Here is a 13809-nt window from a genome sequence, read left to right as displayed (position 1 = left end):
TTAATCAGTGATGGATTTTATTAATAATCTAAATGAAGAGGCTAGGGTTGCTATAGGATTGGTAATAGCCGAAAAAATGTTTAGTTTAATTGGTATGGATGAACATGGGTTTAAAACTGGTAGAAATGCACTAGATGAATGTTGGAAATGGCTTGAAGGTGAAAATATTGATGCAGATGATTTATGTAATTACATAGATAGCGAAGATTATATAGATGTAGCTGAGTTTGCAAATAAAGAAAAGGAGATACAAAAACAATATGCTTGGTATTCAGTTTTAGATGCTGTTTCATATACAACTTATCAAGCGTATAAAAAGGAAAAGAGGAAAATCGTTCCTCAAGTAATAGAAGTGATTGATGAGGAAACTTTAATAATATTAGGTGAAAACGCGGTTGAGTCTGGCCTTTTTAACATTGAAAGTATTAGTAATGTGAAAAGATTCCTATTGGAAAACTACTCATTAGGCGTAATTATGGGGCCAAATAATTACATTAAAAGGGACAGTTTGGAGAAAATTGATAACGATATTTCATAAATTTGTGATTTAGATTATTTGGCTTTTTCTATAATGCTCTACATGCTTAGCTGAACAATGGTTTATTCGCAGGGCTCTAATATTACTTTAGGACATTACAAAGCTTTCTTGCCTTTCGGGAATTACCCTTAGTCATAGAAGCAGTAAAAAAATTAACAAAAAAACCAGATTTATATATCTTTGATGGAAATGGGTATTTACATTATCGTCGCATGGGAATAGCCACACATGCATCCTTTTACTTAAATAAACCGACGATTGGAGTAGCAAAAAGCTATCTTAAAATTAAAGGGATCGATTTTATTATGCCAGAAAACCTTGAAGGTGCTTACACCGATATTATAATAGATAATGATGTTTATGGTAGAACTTTGAGAACGACCCAAAATGTTAAACCCATTTTTGTTTCTTGTGGAAACTGGATTGATATAGATACAAGTATTGAAATTGTTATGAATTGTATCAATAATGAAAGTCGGCTACCCATTCCTGTTAGATTAGCAGACATAGAAACACATAAAATGAGGAAACAATTGTCACGAGGATGAATAGAGAATTAAGTCACCGACTGATTTAACTCTTTTCGGGGTTTTAACCAATTTAAATATTTATTTTATAGTTTGATAAGTAAAGCACTTGATTGTCGATAGGCAACGGGTGCTTTTGCCTTTTTTCAGTGAACTAGCTTTGGTGTTGTAATTTAATTAGCCGTGGTAGAGAAGGTAATACGATACTAGTTAACAATTTAAAAAGCGTTACATTAAATTCTATCCGTTACCCGACTAAGAAGTGTAGTATCCACAATAAAAGATGCCCCAAGAGTGATTAAAAATAAACTAGTCAAGTATACGTTGGAAGCAGCTAGATTAGTAGATTTAGGTGTAAATAAATTATAGGGATATGGTATTAGATGAATAATATAGAGTGGAGATCATGGGATGAACCAGTGACTAAGGAAGAAGTAGAGAATGTTGGAGGAAAATTAGGGGTGAAGTTTCCCTTAGATTACATAGAAGTTGCAATGAATTATAATGGTGCACATGTAAGTCCTGAGCTATTTCAAGTTAAAGGAAAAGAAAGGGTATTCGGAACATTACTGACATATGATAATCAAGATGATGAGCATATACTTGAAGTCTTCAACAACTATAAGGATACACTTCCAAAAAGGATAGTTCCTTTTGCCTTTGACCCATCTGGAAACCTAATATGTTTTGACTATAAAATTCATGAAGATAATCCAATTGTAGTTTTTTGGGAGCATGAGAATGCAGGAGAAAAGGAAATGTTAATGCGAGAAGAGGGGTTAACAGAAGATGAAGTTGAAGACCGTGCTAGAGAAAATGTATATGATATTGCAGAAACATTTACGAGATTTCTATATAAGTTACATTACTAACAATTCTAGAAATAAGGATTAGAATCAAGAATTCATGACGGTTGCACTATTGGATTAATAATGGATTACTTAATATAGCTAATTTTAAAGCACTTGATTGTCTTTTAGGCAACAGGTGTTGTTTTCTTTATGAGATATTTATAATTTGGACGACATGAATAATCCTTTACTGAAATTCATTACTCATGAATGTTGTACCATCATGGAGTATCGTTTTAATACTTTGAGGAACTGAACAAGAACGAGAAAGGCGCGAAATGTCAAAGCTAATGGGTTGTTATCCTTCATATTAAAGAATGGTAGAATAATGGATTAAGAGGTGGCTTATGGAGAAAAAAGTAATATATACATTAGATGACGATGTAAAAGTTGCCTTTGTTTTAGCTATAGGTGAAGAAGTCTTTAATGTAATAGAAAAAAGTGATGAGAGATATGTAGATGGAAGAGATGCTTTGGATAAGTGTTGGGTTTGGGTTGAGAATAAAGATGTATCGGGTGATGAGTTATATGAATTGATAGATAATATAGAGTGTAGAGGGATATCTGAGTTTGCCGAAGAAGAAGACGACTTGAATATTGCAAGATTATGGTCTCTACTCGTTGATATAGTCTCTTATACGGCATGGAAAGCTTATATAAAGGAGAAAACAAAGTATTTACCACAAGCTTTAGAAGTAATTGAAGATGAAAGCTTAGAAATATTAGTAGAAAGTGCAATCGAGACAACCTTTATATCTATTGAACAAATACAGCAAATGAAACAAAACTTATTATATAAACTTCAGGTGAATAATACTAAGATTATGAAAAATGATTTTATGGATAAAATTTCAAACGACTAGAGTTATAGCAATTTCCTTTAGGTGACAGGAAGCAACTGAATATGTAGATCCAGCACGTCCAAAGAAAGTTATAGTTAATTACTTTATTGATGGTAAACCAGGATCTAAAGTTCTTATAAACTAGGGAGAGAAAAATTAGTATGAATGGATTTGAGGATAGGTTTAGTGAATTGCAATCAGATATGATTTCTATTTGTTTAGAATATGTTGAAGATAGAGCCGAAAAAGTGTATGTTTATGCTTCATGCGAAGAAAAAATTATATCGAGCAGATTTTTTTATTTGATTAATAATAAATACTTGGAATGTCATAAAGTGAATGACGCGTTGGAGAATGGGGAAGAAAGTTATGATGTGTCTCCTGAACGAATGCTTGCGGTAATGCGCATAATTAATGAAAATATAGAAGAAATAAAAGCGTTATGTCATGGATATGAAAGAGAAATGCCAACAGAAATGAAATTAATTTATGATGTGAAGAGCGGGAAATTTCAAGCTGAATATAAGTATGATTTAGTATATACTAACCATGAAACTAAAACGGCTGGTCAAATTGCTGATGAGTGGTTTGAGGAGATAAATAGTAAAAACCTTTAATAGTTGATATTTGCCATTAATTTATAGTCACAAAAAGGCTATTGAGGTGATTAATAGATGATTTATTTTAATGAAAAGTACTTGATTGTCAAAAAGGACAACAAGTACTTATTTTGCATGTAAGACTATTGGTTGAACGAAGTAAAGAATACATGCGTGAAAAAGAGAACTCATGGATTGACAGAAGATATGAGGAAAAAAATTAGGAGTGAATGAATTGGGTAAAGTATTTGAGGATTACTTTAGTGAATTGCAGGCAGATATGGTTTCGATATGTTTAGAGTATGTTTTTGATAGAGCTAATAAAATATATATATATTGTTCTTATGAAGAAGGTCTTGTTTCAAATGACTTTTTTTATAATATCAATGGTAAGATTGTAGAGAGACATAAACTCAATGATGCATTAGTTAATGAAGAGAATGATGCCGATTTTTCTTATGATATATCAGTGGATCGTCAAAAAGCAGTTGTTAAAATAATTAATGGTGATATTAAGGAAATGATTAAATTATGTAAAGAATATGATCGTGAAATGCCAACAGAAATTAAGATGGTTTATGACGTGAAAACAAATAAACTAACGGCCGATTATAAATATGAACTTGTACATACTAATGATTCTAATAAAACTGCAAATTCTGTTGCTAGGTTATGGTTTGAACAAGTTGAGAAGGAAAATAATTAATTTAATGATAAAATGACTAAACTAATTACTAATGATCCTTGATTGAGTGTTCGTTACTCGGTCAAGGTTTTCCTTTTACATAAAAAATCAATTCCTGCGCTTTAAAGAAAGGTTAGCTTACCAATGGTGGGATTACACCAGATGTTGGCTCACCTTTTTAACCTACAGAGGATTTGGCAGCTGATAGGTTTGGAGGATCATAGATTAGCATTCCAATTTTTTATAAAGCATAGTATGGAAGGGATGAATTCTCAACCACACTTTGCTTTTTTGTACTCTTATTGATTACGGCCATAAGAATGTACCACTTCTGTCATAATTTTACCAGCTATCGCGACTAGACTTACCACTATCGCCAATGCATTTACCAATGGGTAACGTCAGGAACGCCGTATTTACAACGTTATAGATTTTGGAAGATAAAAAAGCCTATTCCGTCCGTATTTTAGAGAGGAATTAGGCTTTTGATCTTCCACAATTGCGCCCGATTTCTTAATAAGCGTCTATTATTCTTCAAAAAAACTATTGAACTTATTTAAGCGAAAGCCACTGTTACTTCAAGATATATATGATTAAGATGGAAGGGCTTAGTCTTAGGGATAAGGGTGGAGCTACTAAGGGTACGGGTAAAAGTCGAATAGAATTTTTGCGTGATAAATATGGGAAATTTACTGCTGAAGAATTGAACTATAGGATTAATTTGCGTGGTGAAACACTTAATGAATTGCAACAGTTAAAGGCTACAGGGATAAGTAAGAAAAAAATTGGTCCAGCTTTTGCTGGAGTATATGATAAAGTAACTGGTAAAATTTATTATTCGATAAATGATTTTGAAGGAATATTGCCTGATTTCCATCCTATAATACAGTCAAGATATGATTCTATGCCAAAAGAGGTTATAGATTCTTATGAGTTTACGAAAGGTGCGGGTTCACACGCTGAAGTAATTGCATTAAATGAGGCATTAAAGGCTAATCCTAATGCTAGTCTAGATAACTTTGTTTAATGTAATACGTACTGGTTAAAATAGGACGAAACCAGCTGGAATGATGTTTCCGAGGTGTCCACATTGTGCATATCTAACAGATGGATTTAAAATAATCACGGAGGTTTCAAAAAATGTTAAATGATATATTAACGAAAGAGTATATAATACAAAATGGAGTGGAGTTTGAAGAATTTTTAGAATATGGTGGACCTTATGATTTAGGAATAGTAGAGTATACTGAAGATGGCAAAGAAAAACTATTTACTGGATTAGCTTACGACTTATATGAAAATGGAAATATAGAAAGTTACTTTTTGGTAGAAGAAGGTGTAAAACAAGGTGCAAATGTTTCTTTTTATCCAAATGGTAATATAAAAAGATTAGGAAAAATGGAAAAAGGTGCTGCAGAAGGATACCAAGTTGAATATTATGATAATCGAATTAAAAAATATGAATCTGAATGTATTGCTGGTCGTGAAATAACTTTTATAAAATTTGATGAAAATGGGAATATAATAGAACAAAAAAAGGAACCTACCGAATCGGATTTATTATATGCTAAAAGGTTTAAGTAGTAATCCAACAAAAGTTCATGATGTAAATCATCTAGGTGGTAATAAATTATGGAGAGATGGTATTAGATGAGTACAATAGAATGGCAATTTGCTGATGAACCAGTTAGTGAAGATTATGTGGGGAAAGTTGGGGATGACTTAGGTTTTAAATTTCCAAAAGACTATATAAGTTGTGTTGCTATAAATAATGGCGCAAATGTAGAACCTGAACTATTTAATGTGGAAAATAGAGAAAGAGTATTTGGTACACTATTATCATATGATAAAGGTAATGATGAATTTATTATAGATGTTTATAATAGTTACAGTAAAACATTACCGAATGGAGTAGTTCCATTTGCATTTGACCCCACAGGGAACTTAATATGTTTTGATTATAAAGAAAATGGAGAAAATCCAATTGTAGTTTTTTGGGAACATGAAAATGCTTGGGAAATAGACATGTTAATACAAGAAGAGGGTTTAACAGTAGAGCAGGCTGAAGAACGTGCAAGAGAAAATGTATTTTACGTAGCAGCAACATTTACGGAATTTCTAGACAAGTTACATGACTAAGAATTTAAGAAAATAAACATTAATATCAAGAGCTTATGAAGGTTGTACAATCATGGAGTTGGATAACAATATCTTGTTATGTAATAAGTGCGATATGGAGAGATGACAAATTAAACTTAAGAAGTATGTTACAGGGAACAAGCCAAAAACTTATGAAATTAAATAGGTTTAAAGATAGAAATAGGAATGAATTAATTTATATAGCTAACGATAGAGCACTTGATTGTCTTTTAGGCAACAGGTGTTTTTTGTCCCTTTGTGAGAAATTTAAAACAAAAATTGGCGTGACACAATGAAGCAATCCCACAAAATGAGACAAAGAAAAAACACTTCCTGATTTGTTTTTATAGAATACGATTCTAGTGGAGGTGTTTTTCTTGTGGGCATAAGGATCTAACCAAGAATCACAAAAAGCAACAAATTCATAATTTGTGGAGCATCCTTTTTGGGTGCTTTTTATTTTTCATGAATGAAGGTATTTTATAGAAGATAGATCTCTTATTAGCAAAAATCACGAATCTGAATATGATAACAAAAAGGGGCTGAGAACACTTATGCATGGAATTCTAATTTATTTGATGATGGGTTTGTTGTATTCAGTGTATAAAGTCAATGAGGTAAAGCGGCGTGAAATAATCCCAATTTGCCTATTTTGGCCAGTTTATTTGTTGTTAAATTACATCAGGTTGGTCGATAAAGTCAAACAACAAAATAGTAGAAGTTAAGTCCTCATTGAGGGGTTATTAAATACAGTATCCAAAAGACTTGAGTTTCTAAGCTATGATGGAATAACCTCTTATTATTTTTAAAAGAGGATATCCCTGAAAATACTGGGATTTTAAAAGTAGCCAAAAGCCTACTTGATAATGGTATTGCCTATTTGAAGTAGCAAAACATACACCTTATCATGCAGGTGAATTAGAGATACTACTTAAAAGATCTCATTTAATACAATAATCTTCCACCAGTAAACTAGTGGCTTTTTTTACATCATTGTCACTTTTTACGGATAAAAGTACAGCAATTAAAGCAGTTCAGGAGAATTTGCGAAACAATGCAGATGATATAGTACAATGGTTGAATGAATCAGATACAGGAGGAAAGAGCGTAGCTGAAAATATAAAATCCATTAAAATTATTGACAATTGTAAGAATCTCCTTAGAAGCATTTCAATTGTTGGAAGGGCTCCTTGTTGGTGTTTTCTGTATGAGTGCTCTTTATTATCGTTTTTCTTAAAAATAATTCAGTTAAGCTTATCATAATTGATAGTATTATAAATAGAACGAACGATATTAAGAATGAGAAATTATAAACAGTTTATAACATTTTACTATTTATTAAACTGCTTGTCTATTCACTTTTATCTACCTTTTTCTTCCTGGTTATTTGGATTTAAGTTTAAAACTATTCTAGAATTAGGTGGGTCAGCAGAGGTAAATAGGTTAAATGAGGAAGGTCCTACTAATGAAAAATCTTTTAAACATAATCATTAGTAGGGTTTTTTTCAGCTCATTGCATGAAAACTAAAAATAAATAGGCTCTTAATTACCAGTAAAACCTATAACCCAAGCAACGCCCAATTAAACAACGAACCAGGATCTGTTTTTCTCCTGGGCGCATATTCATCGTGACCCACTATATGCACTCTATCCTTAACTATAGAAGAGTTACGCTCTAAAATATCATTTAGCAAGCTTACAAGTGATGTATATTGTGCATCAGTGTAGCCAATATCGTTTGGGCTAATCGATTTATAAACAGAATCATCCAACATCAAACTCATTTCTTCCTCTGTTCCAATTGCCATAAGCTCGATGCCTATTGAATAAGCATTCAATCTATCCTTATATTGCGGGTAGCTTGCGAGATTGCCTTTCCCTGCATGATAGGCCACTCTGTTTTCAGATACTAACTGATGAATTTCCCCATTACGTCCAATTAAATAATGGGCTGATACACCGTAATCAATAAATAACTGACGGATGTCCTGTACTTGATATGGATTCTTGGGATTATTGGCAGCATTGCTAGTAAAATGAGTGACTACATGAGTAATTGATGTTGTCCGCTGTTCTGAATTATTAGTAGGTAGAAGCGCCATACTTAACGGAATACCGGCTTTTACTATTGGACTAGTTGACTTTTCAGCCGTTGGAAGTTTTTCTGATGGTTTTTCCGTTTTTTGGATTGGTTGCGTTTTTACAGGTTCAGCATTTGCAGTCGTTGTTGTCTGCTCTTTAACAATTTTTACTGTAGTTGAGTTTTCGAAGGTTTCCTCTTGTTCATCTTCCTGTTCTACGTTAGGTTCTTTCTTTACTATTTTGGTAGTAGACTTTTCTTCATTATCTGTTCCATCTTGTTTTGGATCTATGATGATTTCTGTCGAGGTGTTTTCTATGTTTTGTTCGGCAGTTTCTTCCCCTACTGGAAATTTAGTTTGTTCGATAACAGTAGTTGAAGCATCATCCTTTTTAAGGACAACATTTTCCGTCGTTCCACATGCCGATAAAGGCAAGATCAATAGTAAAGTTAGTATAGGCAATTGATGTTTTAGAAAATCCATTTTAATCCCCTTTAAAAATAGTTATAAAGTAGTACTTGTAAAGCGTTACTATTTTATCATTTTTTGAAAAGGATTAGAAGGATAGCTGAGTCATTTGGTGGTGTTAATGATAAATTACGCTATTTTCCGCGTGGGAATTACGCCGAATTGTAGGGTGAGGGTGTTGGATGAGTGTTAGTCATACGGAGCTGCAGTTATAATAAAAAGCGATGAGAAATAGATAGGTGATTTATCTATTTCTCATCGCTTTTTATTTTATGTGTATTTAGAAGTACCGTTAGAAACGATCTATTTCTTGTTCATTACGATAAATTGAAAGGAAGGATAGGGATATGCCTCAGAATATAGCTGTTTAAGAGCCTTTTCAGCTGCATTTCGTTCACTATAATAATCGAAGCCTTCTGCGATAAAATCTTTAAAAGGTGGAATCTCTTGGCAAATGGTAGCTACAGTACGGTAGTGATCTTGGTACTGAAAATTCTCTAGTTCAATTTCATCACCTTGTGCATTTACGATTTTCGAAATACTACGTGAAAGGTATTTTGGTAAAGCTTGTTCATCATTCCAGTTCATTTAATCCCCTCCAATACATATGTATATCTATAATCATAATCAATAGTACCTATGATTGACAATGAAATCTGATGGAAAATGTAATTAACCCTAAAAAGAGGGGAACAAACGAATCACTATTTTTCGAAGGTAGAAAAAAAGCACCTGTTAAGATGCTTTCCCTGTACTTATTTGTTCAAGTCTATGTTCATGGTAGTTAAATTTATATTGTAAGTCAGCTTTTATTTTATGATCAAGACAACTATCTAGTAATTCCTCGTGGTAGTTCATCCTTATGTAATGCCACCCATAAATTATTTTAGATATTAAAGACACTATAATCGCCTCCTATCTTAATTACCTTCATTTTACAATAATGAAAGCGTATACAAAAGGGTAGAATGATCTATTTTTTTATGGGTTTCTTTGTCGATACTCAATCGTACTTTTCATATAATCTCTAACGTGGAACAATATTTACTTTGCTTCAGATGTGGTAATTTGTTAAATAGAAAGGTCATTTTGCTTATAATGGTATTTTTCAAAATCTTGCTTAAATAACTCATTTACTAAATCCTTTGTTTCCTGATCATAAAAATTCTTATATTGTGGTAATGGTGCATTAAATATTGTTTCCATAGACATTTTAACGTCAGCTAATGTGTGTTTACCACTGTTGGATACGTTTGGTACATTATGATGAGAAGACTTAATGATCATATCCATAGGTGAATCTAGTAGGTTATATTTTTTTTCAAGAGCTTTAATTTCAGGTATAAACTGTTCTAAGTGTACATGGTTTTCAATAAAGAGTTCTTCTTCTACAACATATTGCTGGGCGATATGAGAATTTATTAATTCTCTTGTCACGCCAATATCCTTAACTTGATATAAGAATTGTTTAAAGGATAAGCCGTTATCGATACCTGTTGGAAAGACCTGAACTGTTATTTCTATATTGGTGAGCGTAGCAAAAAATGAACTGACTGCTCTGCTATAAGGATTACGAACAAGTTTATAGACATCTTTTTTGTTATTTACAAGTTGCTCTGTCATGTTAAGCTTGTAATTTTCTTGTGTTTCATAAATGTCCATTCGATAAAAATGGATCCAAGGGTTATAATCAATTGCTTTTTGAAGTAAATGTATTTGGAAGAAGTACCACTTGATAAGTGAAGTACAACCACTCTTTGGACTCCAAAAGAATAGTAACGGAAAATCCTCTGCAAATAATGGAAGTGGTGGAGTGATTAATTTTTCAGCGAATTTTTCTCGGTTTTTCTTATACATTGACATTCAAATCGCCTCCTTTATAAAAATATATGTAAAGGGAGCTCCCATTGCTTGGACTGGCAACTATTTTTGCCATTTCACTGTACAAAAAAGGCCGTAATTACAACAAAAAAGCCAACTCTGACATTGGCTATAAAGAATAAGGCTCTTTTCTAAATGTTTGTTGTTCTAGTACTAATAAAAATCAGCTTTTGGATTTTTATTATCTAAATAGAAGCGATCTCCATAGGGATATCAGAGTCATTTTGCGAAAAGAGCACGATGATATACTTACTACATGTACATTAGTACTTTGTACGAAAAACAACAATATTTGCGAAAACAGCCAAGAATTATAATTTATTAGCAAATTCGCTTAGGCTTTTTGAAAGTTGCTCTATATCTTCAATTAAAGAAGAGATTTGTTGCATGGAGACAGCTTGGTCATTGCCTACATGAGCTATTTTTTCAATCGATACACCGATATGATTTGTTCCTTTTTTTATTTGTGCAGTAATTTCCGATACCTTTTGGGTGGATGAAACGGTTTCTTTAGAGAACTTTCTAATTTCATTTGCAACAACCTCAAAACCCTTGCCTTTTTCTCCTGCACGAGCGGCTTCAATGGCAGCATTTAAACCAAGCAAGTTTGTTTGATCTGCTACTTTCTTAATCATCGATAGGACGAGGTCAGTCTCTTTCGCATTCTCTCCAGCTTGGTTAGATTGAACGAGGAGTTCCTGTGAGAGATGAGCTAATGAATTCGAACCGTTTGCTACAGTATTTATTTTCTCCTTAGCTTGTGTTAATGCCCCTGTCATTTGCTCGACAATCGCTCGTAATTCACTTTGCCTCCGTATTTGAATCGCAATCCCACCAATGACCTTATTGTTTTCGTCATGGAGAGGAAGAGCTGTTCCAGTGAATTCAAAGCCGTAGAAATCTGAAGGAACCTCAGCTTGTAACCTTTTATTTTTGCGAATGGCAACAGAAAGTGGCTCCTCTAGATTTATTTTTTGGCCGACCTTAATCTGTAAGTCGATCGTTTCACCTGGAAAATAGGCGATGAATTCTTCTAAATTACAGATTGCAATTGATAAATCAGCAGGAATGGCTGACTTTAAAATCGGTATTGTACTTATGAGCTGATCTAAAGATTCAATTTTATTAAACACACGTCTAAACTCCATTCTATAATTCCTGTATTCATACTTAACAATAATATCAGTATTATACATCAATTGGATGAAAAGAAAATCAACAATGCCTTACATAAATAGTCTAATGAATACCGAATGCCATTTATCAAAAAAGTTTATCTCTTTTAATTGTGGGTAAAAAGGTGATAACAACAATCATGATTGCTATGTCATTTTCATAGGATATTAATCAAGGATAGGAGGCGGTATCATGTCGTTAACATCTAAGATTTTGTATTTTTGGCATTATGCAAGAAGGAATTACCATCATGAGTTAGTAGAAAGTTGCCTCGATCATAAATTAAAAGCTAAGTTAAAGGATAAGTTTGAGTATCATAACAATAAAGTAGAACAAATGAGTTAAAGAAGCATCTTGATGGTGCTTTTTTTATTTTAAACTCAAAAATGCTACTTCCTTATATTCCGAGGTTTTGAACAACTACCGAAAAAGAGCTTCAATGCCACCTAATAATAATCAATTGAGCATAATCATCCTTTGTTATAGTGTTTTCATATTAAACCTTTATACCTACACTTATAATGGTGAGTAAGTATTGGTGTGATTTCAATAAAAAATAGTGACAAGAATAATATTGGAAGATGAAGAAGATCTAAAATAGGGAAGTGAATGTTTAATAAAGGTTGTAGGACAAAGGTTTTTTACATGGAATAGAAGGTTATTTAATAACAAGTCCCAATTTATTCAATTTCAGATCATCAAAATAAAAATTCACTCTAAATAGAAATTGACTTTTAAATTGTAAATTTTTCTAAATATTATGGAAATAATGGTTTTATTTTCCTGGGACTAAAGGTATAATGGTCTTTGTAAGTTCCACCATGATTCTACTCAAATCCTCCATGTTTCTACATATACCTACATCTTAGTAAAGACAAATAAGGATGCCTTATTTTAATGAAGAGGTGGTGATAGGTTCCTTCATATATATAATTCCACATAAAGTTAGTCAATTCTTCGAATGAAATGAAAGCGTTTTAAAAATGAATAGGAGTGGATATGTTTGTTAAACATGAGGCACTATTTACTAAGCGAAGTCACACAACTAGTTGAGGATAAGCTTGATGAGATTAGTATTTTTATTGAAATTGGTGAGGATCAATATAGTTTCGTGAAATTTAAGGAAGCTGTGCAGATGTTCGATTTAGTGAATGGTACAGTGGCAGAAGTAAAGGTAAATCTTTTACACTGAAACTTAGTTGGTAAGGGTTGCAAGGTTTTTTATGAATGTTGTATTTACAAAACAGGGCTTTAAATAGTTCTGCAGAATTGAGGGCTCTTTTCGTGGGTATACGTAGTCATTTCTTTATAAGTAGATTTAATTTTGAATGTAAAAATCCAAGTGCCGATTTTTACTAGATTAATTGGTATACATTTTTGAAAAGAGCTTTAATAGAGGAGGAGAAAATGACTAAGAAACATAATAAACAAAATAATCGTAGTAAAAAACCGTATATTATCATGGAGGATACAATGGCGATTCTTCCATGTTTTACAAGTACTGGGCATTTAAATAGCACTGTTCTTGAGGAGTATCAAAAGATTCATGTGGAGACCGATCCATTTGCTCTTGTTGATGGAAGTTGTGATTATTATGGGAGTGATTTAGCTGGTAGGTTAAAATCAGCCCAAACAATTTTAAAGGGTAAACGAATGCTACCGGCCTTAATAAGTGAAAGAAATAAAGTATGTATGGTCCCATCATGCTCGCCATACTCCCCTGAATGTATTTGGCTTTCCTACAAGCATATCTTAGAGGTTGTCAAAAATGGGAACCAATCAATCGTCTTATTTACGAACTATCAAAAGCTAGAATTAGATATTACTAGAGGTACATTGGATACGAAATTAGATATGGCTGCACGACTAATTAGTACCCTTGATATCCGTCAAAGTAGGATAACTGATCTTTATAAAAAACAGGCAGTCGCTGAAACGCCTTGTTTCTATAACATCGGAAATGACGAGTTTCACAATCAATTTGATCAATAATTGATTGGCTTTTATAACGTGAATCAAAGG

At 32.6% G+C, this 13809-nt stretch carries 16 protein-coding genes and 1 pseudogene; 12 read left to right on the top strand and 5 right to left on the bottom strand.

All coding sequences use genetic code 11. The features are described from left to right. Positions 1–10: 10 nt before the first annotated feature. The 9 genes and pseudogenes from AC6CHR_RS14165 to AC6CHR_RS14125 all read left to right on the top strand — a co-directional run bounded on the left by AC6CHR_RS14165 (position 11) and on the right by AC6CHR_RS14125 (position 6181). Positions 11–538 carry an Imm6 family immunity protein gene (locus tag AC6CHR_RS14165; RefSeq protein ID WP_498249599.1) on the top strand — a complete coding sequence of 176 codons (528 nt, stop codon included), beginning with the start codon at positions 11–13 and terminating at the stop codon, positions 536–538. A gap of 95 nt (positions 539–633) precedes the next feature. Then, positions 634–1086: pseudogene (locus AC6CHR_RS14160) on the top strand (endonuclease V); the annotation flags it as partial. A 362-nt stretch (positions 1087–1448) separates the two neighbouring features. After that, positions 1449–1937: an SMI1/KNR4 family protein gene (locus tag AC6CHR_RS14155; RefSeq protein WP_498249598.1), complete on the top strand. Its 489-nt coding sequence runs from the start codon at positions 1449–1451 to the stop codon at positions 1935–1937. A gap of 326 nt (positions 1938–2263) precedes the next feature. Next, a complete protein-coding gene (locus AC6CHR_RS14150) occupies positions 2264–2779 on the top strand; it encodes an Imm6 family immunity protein (RefSeq protein ID WP_498249597.1) in 516 nt (171 codons plus the stop codon). 140 nt (positions 2780–2919) lie between these two features. Then, positions 2920–3375 (top strand): immunity protein YezG family protein, encoded by a 456-nt coding sequence (locus AC6CHR_RS14145; protein ID WP_498249596.1) that lies wholly within the window; start codon positions 2920–2922, stop codon positions 3373–3375. A gap of 262 nt (positions 3376–3637) precedes the next feature. Then, positions 3638–4063, top strand: a complete 426-nt coding sequence (locus tag AC6CHR_RS14140; RefSeq protein ID WP_498249683.1) for a DUF600 domain-containing protein — start codon at positions 3638–3640, stop codon at positions 4061–4063. Positions 4064–4631: 568 nt separating this feature from the next. After that, positions 4632–5069, top strand: a complete 438-nt coding sequence (locus AC6CHR_RS14135; RefSeq protein ID WP_498249595.1) for a YwqJ-related putative deaminase — start codon at positions 4632–4634, stop codon at positions 5067–5069. 113 nt (positions 5070–5182) lie between these two features. After that, positions 5183–5626 carry a toxin-antitoxin system YwqK family antitoxin gene (locus AC6CHR_RS14130; protein WP_498249594.1) on the top strand — a complete coding sequence of 148 codons (444 nt, stop codon included), beginning with the start codon at positions 5183–5185 and terminating at the stop codon, positions 5624–5626. Positions 5627–5692: 66 nt separating this feature from the next. After that, on the top strand, positions 5693–6181 hold the full coding sequence (locus AC6CHR_RS14125) for an SMI1/KNR4 family protein (protein ID WP_498249592.1): 489 nt from the start codon (positions 5693–5695) through the stop codon (positions 6179–6181). Between the two features lie 1559 nt (positions 6182–7740). Here the strand turns inward: AC6CHR_RS14125 and AC6CHR_RS14120 are convergent. From AC6CHR_RS14120 to AC6CHR_RS14100, 5 genes are all read right to left on the bottom strand, one after another. Continuing rightward, positions 7741–8745: an N-acetylmuramoyl-L-alanine amidase gene (locus AC6CHR_RS14120; RefSeq protein WP_498249591.1), complete on the bottom strand. Its 1005-nt coding sequence runs from the start codon at positions 8743–8745 to the stop codon at positions 7741–7743. Between the two features lie 288 nt (positions 8746–9033). Then, entirely contained in the window at positions 9034–9318 is a 285-nt protein-coding gene (locus AC6CHR_RS14115) for a hypothetical protein (RefSeq protein WP_498249589.1), read from the bottom strand. A 147-nt stretch (positions 9319–9465) separates the two neighbouring features. Continuing rightward, positions 9466–9633, bottom strand: a complete 168-nt coding sequence (locus AC6CHR_RS14110; RefSeq protein ID WP_498249588.1) for a hypothetical protein — start codon at positions 9631–9633, stop codon at positions 9466–9468. Positions 9634–9801: 168 nt separating this feature from the next. Further along, positions 9802–10593, bottom strand: coding sequence for a sulfotransferase family 2 domain-containing protein (locus AC6CHR_RS14105; RefSeq protein ID WP_498249586.1), 792 nt, complete (start codon positions 10591–10593; stop codon positions 9802–9804). Positions 10594–10922: 329 nt separating this feature from the next. Beyond that, complete coding sequence (locus AC6CHR_RS14100; protein ID WP_498249682.1) at positions 10923–11390, bottom strand: methyl-accepting chemotaxis protein; 468 nt, start codon at positions 11388–11390, stop codon at positions 10923–10925. 589 nt (positions 11391–11979) lie between these two features. Between AC6CHR_RS14100 and AC6CHR_RS14095 the strand changes: the two genes are divergently transcribed. From AC6CHR_RS14095 to AC6CHR_RS14085, 3 genes are all read left to right on the top strand, one after another. Continuing rightward, on the top strand, positions 11980–12132 hold the full coding sequence (locus tag AC6CHR_RS14095) for a hypothetical protein (protein ID WP_498249585.1): 153 nt from the start codon (positions 11980–11982) through the stop codon (positions 12130–12132). A 658-nt stretch (positions 12133–12790) separates the two neighbouring features. Continuing rightward, positions 12791–12979, top strand: a complete 189-nt coding sequence (locus tag AC6CHR_RS14090; RefSeq protein WP_498249583.1) for a hypothetical protein — start codon at positions 12791–12793, stop codon at positions 12977–12979. A gap of 215 nt (positions 12980–13194) precedes the next feature. Then, a complete protein-coding gene (locus AC6CHR_RS14085) occupies positions 13195–13779 on the top strand; it encodes a competence protein ComK (protein ID WP_498249582.1) in 585 nt (194 codons plus the stop codon). Positions 13780–13809 lie beyond the last annotated feature (30 nt).

Source organism: Metabacillus sp. GQ13, assembly GCF_059758525.1.
This window is presented reverse-complemented; position numbering and strand designations above follow the sequence as displayed.

Coding starts and splice junctions, on each gene's coding strand:
- AC6CHR_RS14165 (WP_498249599.1), top strand. CDS start 11: ATGGATTTTATTAATAATCTAAATGAAGAGGCTAGGGTTGCTATAGGA.
- AC6CHR_RS14155 (WP_498249598.1), top strand. CDS start 1,449: ATGAATAATATAGAGTGGAGATCATGGGATGAACCAGTGACTAAGGAA.
- AC6CHR_RS14150 (WP_498249597.1), top strand. CDS start 2,264: ATGGAGAAAAAAGTAATATATACATTAGATGACGATGTAAAAGTTGCC.
- AC6CHR_RS14145 (WP_498249596.1), top strand. CDS start 2,920: ATGAATGGATTTGAGGATAGGTTTAGTGAATTGCAATCAGATATGATT.
- AC6CHR_RS14140 (WP_498249683.1), top strand. CDS start 3,638: ATGGTTTCGATATGTTTAGAGTATGTTTTTGATAGAGCTAATAAAATA.
- AC6CHR_RS14135 (WP_498249595.1), top strand. CDS start 4,632: ATGATTAAGATGGAAGGGCTTAGTCTTAGGGATAAGGGTGGAGCTACT.
- AC6CHR_RS14130 (WP_498249594.1), top strand. CDS start 5,183: ATGTTAAATGATATATTAACGAAAGAGTATATAATACAAAATGGAGTG.
- AC6CHR_RS14125 (WP_498249592.1), top strand. CDS start 5,693: ATGAGTACAATAGAATGGCAATTTGCTGATGAACCAGTTAGTGAAGAT.
- AC6CHR_RS14120 (WP_498249591.1), bottom strand. CDS start 8,745: ATGGATTTTCTAAAACATCAATTGCCTATACTAACTTTACTATTGATC.
- AC6CHR_RS14115 (WP_498249589.1), bottom strand. CDS start 9,318: ATGAACTGGAATGATGAACAAGCTTTACCAAAATACCTTTCACGTAGT.
- AC6CHR_RS14105 (WP_498249586.1), bottom strand. CDS start 10,593: ATGTCAATGTATAAGAAAAACCGAGAAAAATTCGCTGAAAAATTAATC.
- AC6CHR_RS14100 (WP_498249682.1), bottom strand. CDS start 11,390: ATGACAGGGGCATTAACACAAGCTAAGGAGAAAATAAATACTGTAGCA.
- AC6CHR_RS14095 (WP_498249585.1), top strand. CDS start 11,980: ATGTCGTTAACATCTAAGATTTTGTATTTTTGGCATTATGCAAGAAGG.
- AC6CHR_RS14085 (WP_498249582.1), top strand. CDS start 13,195: ATGACTAAGAAACATAATAAACAAAATAATCGTAGTAAAAAACCGTAT.